Origin of the sequence: Sphingomonas sp. (assembly GCF_019242355.1) — a bacterium.
Taxonomy (GTDB): Bacteria; Pseudomonadota; Alphaproteobacteria; order Sphingomonadales; family Sphingomonadaceae; genus Sphingomicrobium.
In genome coordinates this window covers 1-6,318 of record NZ_JAFAVR010000198.1, presented here as the reverse complement: position 1 = coordinate 6,318, position 6,318 = coordinate 1, and the positions used below count along the sequence as shown (strand labels likewise).

The 6,318-nt window shown below is 65.9% G+C and carries 8 protein-coding genes; all 8 read right to left on the bottom strand.

Going from position 1 to position 6,318, the window contains the following annotated elements; genetic code table 11:
* On the bottom strand, positions 1 to 1,849 hold a 1,849-nt coding region (gene nuoG, locus JOZ79_RS09970; RefSeq protein WP_294073703.1), incomplete at its 3' end, for an NADH-quinone oxidoreductase subunit NuoG.
* Positions 1,849 to 2,475 (bottom strand): hypothetical protein, encoded by a 627-nt coding sequence (locus tag JOZ79_RS09965; protein WP_294073701.1) that lies wholly within the window; start codon positions 2,473 to 2,475, stop codon positions 1,849 to 1,851. The genes JOZ79_RS09965 and nuoG, both read right to left, overlap by 1 nt.
* Positions 2,472 to 2,609 carry a hypothetical protein gene (locus JOZ79_RS09960; protein ID WP_294073699.1) on the bottom strand — a complete coding sequence of 46 codons (138 nt, stop codon included), beginning with the start codon at positions 2,607 to 2,609 and terminating at the stop codon, positions 2,472 to 2,474. The genes JOZ79_RS09965 and JOZ79_RS09960 overlap by 4 nt, the downstream gene beginning before the upstream one ends.
* Positions 2,606 to 3,916, bottom strand: coding sequence for an NADH-quinone oxidoreductase subunit NuoF (gene nuoF, locus JOZ79_RS09955; RefSeq protein WP_294073697.1), 1,311 nt, complete (start codon positions 3,914 to 3,916; stop codon positions 2,606 to 2,608). The genes JOZ79_RS09960 and nuoF overlap by 4 nt, the downstream gene beginning before the upstream one ends.
* The gene (locus JOZ79_RS09950; RefSeq protein ID WP_294073695.1) at positions 3,916 to 4,056 is read right to left on the bottom strand and encodes a hypothetical protein; all 141 of its coding nucleotides are present in this window, start codon (positions 4,054 to 4,056) and stop codon (positions 3,916 to 3,918) included. Before JOZ79_RS09950 ends, nuoF begins: the two co-directional genes overlap by 1 nt.
* Complete coding sequence (locus JOZ79_RS09945; RefSeq protein WP_294073693.1) at positions 4,053 to 4,760, bottom strand: NAD(P)H-dependent oxidoreductase subunit E; 708 nt, start codon at positions 4,758 to 4,760, stop codon at positions 4,053 to 4,055. Before JOZ79_RS09945 ends, JOZ79_RS09950 begins: the two co-directional genes overlap by 4 nt.
* Entirely contained in the window at positions 4,760 to 5,194 is a 435-nt protein-coding gene (locus JOZ79_RS09940) for a hypothetical protein (protein ID WP_294073691.1), read from the bottom strand. Before JOZ79_RS09940 ends, JOZ79_RS09945 begins: the two co-directional genes overlap by 1 nt.
* Positions 5,194 to 6,318, bottom strand: a 1,125-nt coding sequence (locus JOZ79_RS09935) for an NADH-quinone oxidoreductase subunit D (protein WP_294073689.1), incomplete at its 5' end; no start/stop codon positions are given. The genes JOZ79_RS09935 and JOZ79_RS09940, both read right to left, overlap by 1 nt.

Below are 6,318 nucleotides of genomic sequence, written 5' to 3'. Positions count from 1 at the left end.
GCAGGTCCATCAGGCCCTCGCGGCCGAGCTGCGGGAAGTCGGCGACCATCGCCGCGCGCAGCTGGTCGAAGCTGTCGAAGGCCAGCGGCGTGCCGGTCAGGCCGGAAACGGCGCGAAGGATCGACCAGTCCTCGCGGGCGTCGCCGGGCGCGAACGCCGCCTTCTCGCCGCGTTGAACGCGCCCCTCCGTGTTGACGTAGGTGCCGTGCTTCTCGGCATAGGCAGCGCCGGGCAGCACCAGGTCGGCCTGGCGAGCGCCGGCGTCTCCGTGATGGCCGATATAGACCTTGTAAGCACCGGCGAAGCGACCGGCCGGGACCTCGTCGGCTCCGAGCAGCAGCAAGAGTTTCGGAGCAGCCGCCTCGATATCGGCGATGCCGCCCGCCTGCGCATAACCCAGCACCAGCGATGCCATGCGCGATGCGGACGTGTGCAGGACGTTGAAGCCGTTCCAGCCATCCTTGATCAGTCCGAGCGACTGGACCAGCGCAAGCGCCGCACCCAGGGCCCCCGCCCCGAGCGCGCCCGGGCCGACGATCATCGCGGGACGCTCGGCCACTGCGAAGACGTCGGTCACCGCCTCGGGCAGCTTGCCGAGCAGCTTGAGGTCCTCGCCGAGCCAATCCACCTTCATTCCGAGATCGACCTCGGGGCCGATCGCGAAGACCCTGCCGCCCTTGCGCGCGACCTTGCGGATGCGAGTGGCGATCAGCGGCGCTTCCCAGCGCACGTTCGAACCGACAAGCAGCACCGCGTCCGCGCTTTCGATGCCGGCGATGGTCGAATTGAACGCGACTGCCCCAAGACTGCTGGTGTCGTAGGTGAGACCGGTCTGGCGCCCTTCGAGCAGGGTCGAGCCCTTGCCTTCCAGCAACTTCTTGGCCGCGTACATCGTCTCGGCGTCGAGCAGGTCACCGGCAATCGCCGCGACCTTCGAACCCGCCGCCTTCAGCTTACCGGCAAAAACCTCCAGCGCTTCGGTCCAGCTGGCCTCGCGCAGCTTGCCGTCAATGCGCACCCAGGGCCGGTCCAGCCGATTGCGGACCAGCGCGTCGACATGGTGGCGCGTCTTGTCGCTGATCCACTCCTCGTTCACGTCCTCGTTGATGCGCGGCAGAATGCGCATCACCTGGCGCTGGCGAACGTCGAGGCGAATGTTCGACCCGACCGCGTCCATGACGTCGATGCCCGGCACCTGACGCAGTTCCCAGGGGCGCTGCTCGAACAATTGCGGCTTCTGCAGAAGCGCGCCGACCGGGCAGACGTCAGCAAGGTTGCCGGCGAGCTCCGTCGTCACCGTTTGCTCGAGGTAGGATGTAATCTGGCTGTCCTCGCCACGGTACAGCATGCCGATCTCAGGTGTTCCAGCGACCTCGTCCGCAAAGCGCATGCAGCGCGTGCACTGGATGCAACGGGTCATGGCCGTCTTGATGATCGGGCCCATGTACTTGTCGTCGACCGCCCGCTTGTTCTCCTCGAACCGCGAACCTGAACGGCCATAGGCCATCGCCTGGTCCTGCAGGTCGCACTCGCCGCCCTGGTCGCAGATCGGGCAGTCGAGCGGGTGGTTGATGAGCAGGAACTCCATCACCCCCTCGCGCGCCTTCTTGACCATCGCGGTGTCGGTCCGGATCGTCTGGCCGTCGGCGGCCGGAAGCGCGCAGCTCGCCTGCGGCTTGGGCGGCCCCGGCGCGACCTCGACCAGGCACATGCGGCAATTGCCGGCGATCGAGAGGCGCTCGTGGTAGCAGAAGCGCGGGATTTCCTTGCCGGCAAGCTCGCACGCCTGCAGCACGGTCGCGCCCTGCGGGACCTCGAGCTCAACGCCGTCGACGGTGACTTTAGGCATTAACGGCGATCTCCCGCCACCGCCTGCGGCCGGTGGACCCGTTGATAGAGCGCGTCGGCAAGCGCCGCCCGGAGGGCTTCGGGCGTGGCGTCGAGACGAACTCCCGCCCTCAGGCAGCGCGAAAGGTGGGTCGGCAAGCTCCCCATCCATGCTTTCTCGTCCCAGCTGCCGGCGCCGGTCCGGAGCAGACCGACGATATCCTGCGGGTCGGTGTCGGCCATGCAGGCGGCCATCTCGTCGACGGCGGGCCCGCGACCGGTGCCGGCGAACCAGGGCCGGTCGTAGGATTGCGACAGCGGGAGCGGCACCGGCGCGGCGAAGCCCCGGTCGCGCATGATGGTCTGCTCGGCGAACATTCCGCGAAGCTCCCCGATCGAAAGACCGGCCTCGGTATCCTGGTAGTCACTGGTTCCGATGGTCCGGGAAAAGCAATAATCGTTATTCGCCGCCACCTTGTAGGCTCGCCCAGCTTCCTCTGCATCATCGGCGCGGAGCAGCCGGTCCGCCGCCGCGGGCCGAACCCGGGCGACACAAGCTGCATAATCGCGCGTCCGGGATGCCGCGGCCGCGGGGGACGCCAGCGCCGCCGCAGCGCCGAGACCGATCACAACATGCAATCCCCTCATCGCTCTTCCCCCTCAGTGTCCCGACGCGTCCTGCGCTCGACCGTCGTCACCCGCGGCCCCCCGCCACGCGACGCCAGCACGGCGAGCAGCGCCGCCGCGACGACCACGATGACGATGATGATGGTCGTGCTCACTCCGCCGCCTCCAGCATCGTTCGCCCTGCCCGCTCGGCGATGCGGCGCTCGAGCTCGGGGCGGAAGTGACGGACGAGGCCCTGGATCGGCCAGGCGGCGGCGTCGCCAAGCGCGCAGATCGTGTGGCCCTCGACCTGCTTGGTGACGTCGATCAGCTTGTCGATTTCGGCGACCTCGGCGTCGCCTTCGCGCAGCCGCTCCATCATTCGCCACATCCAGCCGGTGCCTTCGCGGCACGGCGTGCACTGGCCGCAGCTCTCGTGCTTGTAGAAATAGCTCAGGCGGGCGATTGCGCGGACGATGTCCGTCGACTTGTCCATGACGATCACGGCCGCGGTGCCGAGGCCGGAGCCAAGCGCCTTCAGACCGTCGAAGTCCATGGGCGCATCCATAATCTCGGCGGCAGGCACCAGCGGCACCGATGATCCGCCCGGGATCACGGCCAGGAGATTGTCCCAGCCGCCGCGGATGCCGCCGCCGTGGCGCTCGATCAGCTCGCGGAAGCTGATGCCCATCGATTCCTCGACGACGCAGGGCGTGTTGATGTGGCCCGACAGCTGGAAGAGCTTCGTGCCCTCGTTCTTCGAATTTCCGATGCTTGCGAACCACGCCGCGCCGCGGCGCAGGATCGTCGGGACGACGGCGATGCTCTCGACATTGTTGACCGTGGTCGGGCAGCCGTAGAGGCCTGCCCCGGCCGGGAACGGCGGCTTCAGGCGCGGCTTGCCCTGCTTGCCCTCGAGGCTTTCCAGCATCGCGGTCTCTTCGCCGCAGATGTAGGCGCCGGCGCCCCGGTGGACGAAGAGGTCGAAGTCGTAGCCGGAACCGGCGGCGTTCTTGCCCAGCAGCCCGGCGTCATATGCCTCGGCAACCGCTTTCCGAAGCACCTCGGTCTCGCGGATGAATTCGCCGCGGATGTAGATGTAGGCGGCGCGCGCCCGCATTGCAAAACCGGCGATCAGCGCGCCCTCGATCAGCTTGTGCGGATCGTGGCGGATGATCTCCCGGTCCTTGCACGATCCGGGCTCGGATTCGTCGGCGTTGATGACCAGGAAGTTCGGTTTGCCGGGCTTCGGCTCCTTGGGCATGAAGCCCCACTTCATGCCGGTCGGGAAGCCGGCGCCGCCACGGCCGCGAAGCCCCGACGCCTTCACCTGGTCGATGATCGCGTCCTGGCCGACCGCCATCAGGCCCTCGGTATTGTCCCAGTCGCCGCGCTGCTGCGCCGCCTTGAGGAACGGCGACTGGAAGCCATAGACGTTGGTGAAGATGCGGTCCTTGTCCGCGAGCGGTCCCGTATAACCCATCAGAACGCTCCGCTCATGTAGGCGATGAATACGGCGAACAGGATGATGACGGCGAGGAAGGCGAACTTGATCATCCCGCGGATGAAGCGGAACGCCAGGAACGCCAGCAGGACGGCGACGATGATTGCGACGATGGTCATGGCTGCGGGGTCTCGCCCCCAGCCGGCTCGGCGGTCGCCGTCCATTGCGGTCGGTAATCGTAGTTGCGCTCAGCCATCTTCTTGAGGCTGGTCGGGCCGCTTGTCGGACAGCTGGTCTGGCGGTCGACCTGCGGGCCGGGCTTCGGCGCCTGCCCCGAGGCGAGGGCGTCGAGGATCGCGGTCATGCTCTCCTCGGTCAAATCCTCGTAATTGTCGTCGTTGATCTGGACCATCGGCGCGTTGGCGCAGGCGCCGAGGCACTCGACCTCGGTCAGCGTGAACAGCCCGTCGTCGGTCGTGTGGCCCTTCTTGAGCCCGCGCTTGTAGCAAGCCTCCAGCACGTCGTCGGAGCCGCGCAGCATGCACGGCGTGGTCCCGCACACCTGGACGTGGAAGCGGCCGACCGGCGCCAAGTTGAACATGGTGTAGAAGGTCGCGACCTCGAGCACGCGGACGTAGGGCAGGTCGATCTCCCGTCCGACGAACTCCATCACCGGGATCGGCAGCCAGCCCTGCGTATTCGTCTCCGCCCCGACCTGGCGCTGGGCAAGGTCGAGCAGCGGGATCGACGCCGACATCTGCCGCCCCGCCGGATAGCGGGCGATGATCTCGGCCGCGAGCACGGCGTTCGCGTCCGTCCACTGGAAGTTCCCCCAGCGGGCGCGCTGCTCGGCGCTATCGAGGATTCCTGCCTGGCCAGCCATTAGCGGGAGTCCTTCGGAGTACCGACAGTGTAAACAACTGCTGGTCCGGTCTCGGCACGAATGACCTTTCCATTTTGAAAGACAAGTGTCGTCATCGGTGACTGGTCGCCCCCTGGACATCGCCAGTAGATGGAAAGTTCATCAGTCGTTTCGAATATGCGCGTACCGATACGGTTGCCCGGCGGGCATCGGGTCGACTGATCACGAATCGTTGCAGGGGTGAACGGCACTGCCGCCATCCCGGGAGAGGAAATCATAGCCTCGTGATCAACATATCTCCGAAATTCGGAGTCATTTCCTGTGCGCGCGGCATCAATAATGGCGAGTACGGCGGGATATTCCGTTCGATAGCTGAGCATCAAGCGATCATAGAATTCAGGAGATTTGAAAGCCGGCCCTGAGCTTTGAGCCAAGGCGAGGAGTGCGAGCAACATCACCGGTCCACCTCCCCGAACACGATGTCGATGGCGGAGAGGATCGCGGTGGTGTCCGCGAGCATGTGGCCCTTCATCATGAAGTCCATCGCCTGCAGGTGCGAGAAGCCGGTCGGGCGGATCTTGCAGCGGTAGGGTTTGTTGGTGCCGTCGGCGACGAGATAGACGCCGAACTCGCCCTTGGGGCTTTCGGTGGCGACATACACTTCGCCGGCGGGGACGTGATAGCCTTCGGTGTACAGCTTGAAGTGGTGGATGAGCGCCTCCATCGAGGTCTTCATCTCGGCGCGGCTCGGCGGGAACACCTTGTTGGTCGCGCCGACCGGGCCGGCAGGCATCTCGTTCAGGCACTGGCGGACGATGCGCCAGCTCTGCCGCACTTCCTCGACCCGGACCATGAAGCGGTCGTAGCAGTCGCCGTTGGTCCCGACCGGGATGTCGAAGTCCATGCGGTTATAGACTTCGTAGGGCTGCGAACGGCGGATGTCCCAAGGGATGCCGGCGGCGCGGATCATTGGCCCGGAAAAACCCCAGGCGATCGCATCGTCCTTGTGGACCACTCCAATGTCGACGTTGCGCTGCTTGAAGATGCGGTTGTCGGCGACCAAACTGATCGCGTCCTCGAACAATTTCATGCGGTTGTCGAGGAAGTCTCCGATCTTGTCGAGTACGGCGGGCGGGATATCCTCGCGCACGCCGCCGGGCCGGAAATAGTTGGCGTGCATGCGTGCGCCCGACACATGCTCGTAGAGCTGCATCAGGTCCTCGCGCAGCTCGAACAACCACAGGTTGGGCGTCATCGCCCCCACGTCCATGATGTGGCTGCCAAGGTTCAGCATGTGGTTCTTGATGCGGGTCAGCTCCGCCATCATCGTGCGGATGTACTGGGCGCGGATCGGGATCTCGAGGCCGAGCAGCTTCTCGATCGCAAGCACGAAGCTGTGCTCCATGCACATCGGCGAGCAGTAATCGAGCCGGTCGAAATAAGGGATGGCTTGCGCGTAGGTCTTGTATTCGATCAGCTTCTCGGTCCCGCGGTGGAGCAGCCCGACGTGCGGGTCGACGCGCTCTACGATCTCGCCGTCGAGCTCGAGGATCAGGCGCAGGACTCCGTGCGCCGCCGG

Excerpts from the sequence above, each read along its gene's own strand:
- JOZ79_RS09940 (WP_294073691.1), bottom strand. The coding sequence starts at position 5,194 with ATGTTGCTCGCACTCCTCGCCTTGGCTCAAAGCTCAGGGCCGGCTTTC.
- JOZ79_RS09950 (WP_294073695.1), bottom strand. The coding sequence starts at position 4,056 with ATGACCATCGTCGCAATCATCGTCGCCGTCCTGCTGGCGTTCCTGGCG.
- JOZ79_RS09945 (WP_294073693.1), bottom strand. The coding sequence starts at position 4,760 with ATGGCTGGCCAGGCAGGAATCCTCGATAGCGCCGAGCAGCGCGCCCGC.
- nuoF (WP_294073697.1), bottom strand. The coding sequence starts at position 3,916 with ATGGGTTATACGGGACCGCTCGCGGACAAGGACCGCATCTTCACCAAC.
- JOZ79_RS09965 (WP_294073701.1), bottom strand. The coding sequence starts at position 2,475 with ATGAGGGGATTGCATGTTGTGATCGGTCTCGGCGCTGCGGCGGCGCTG.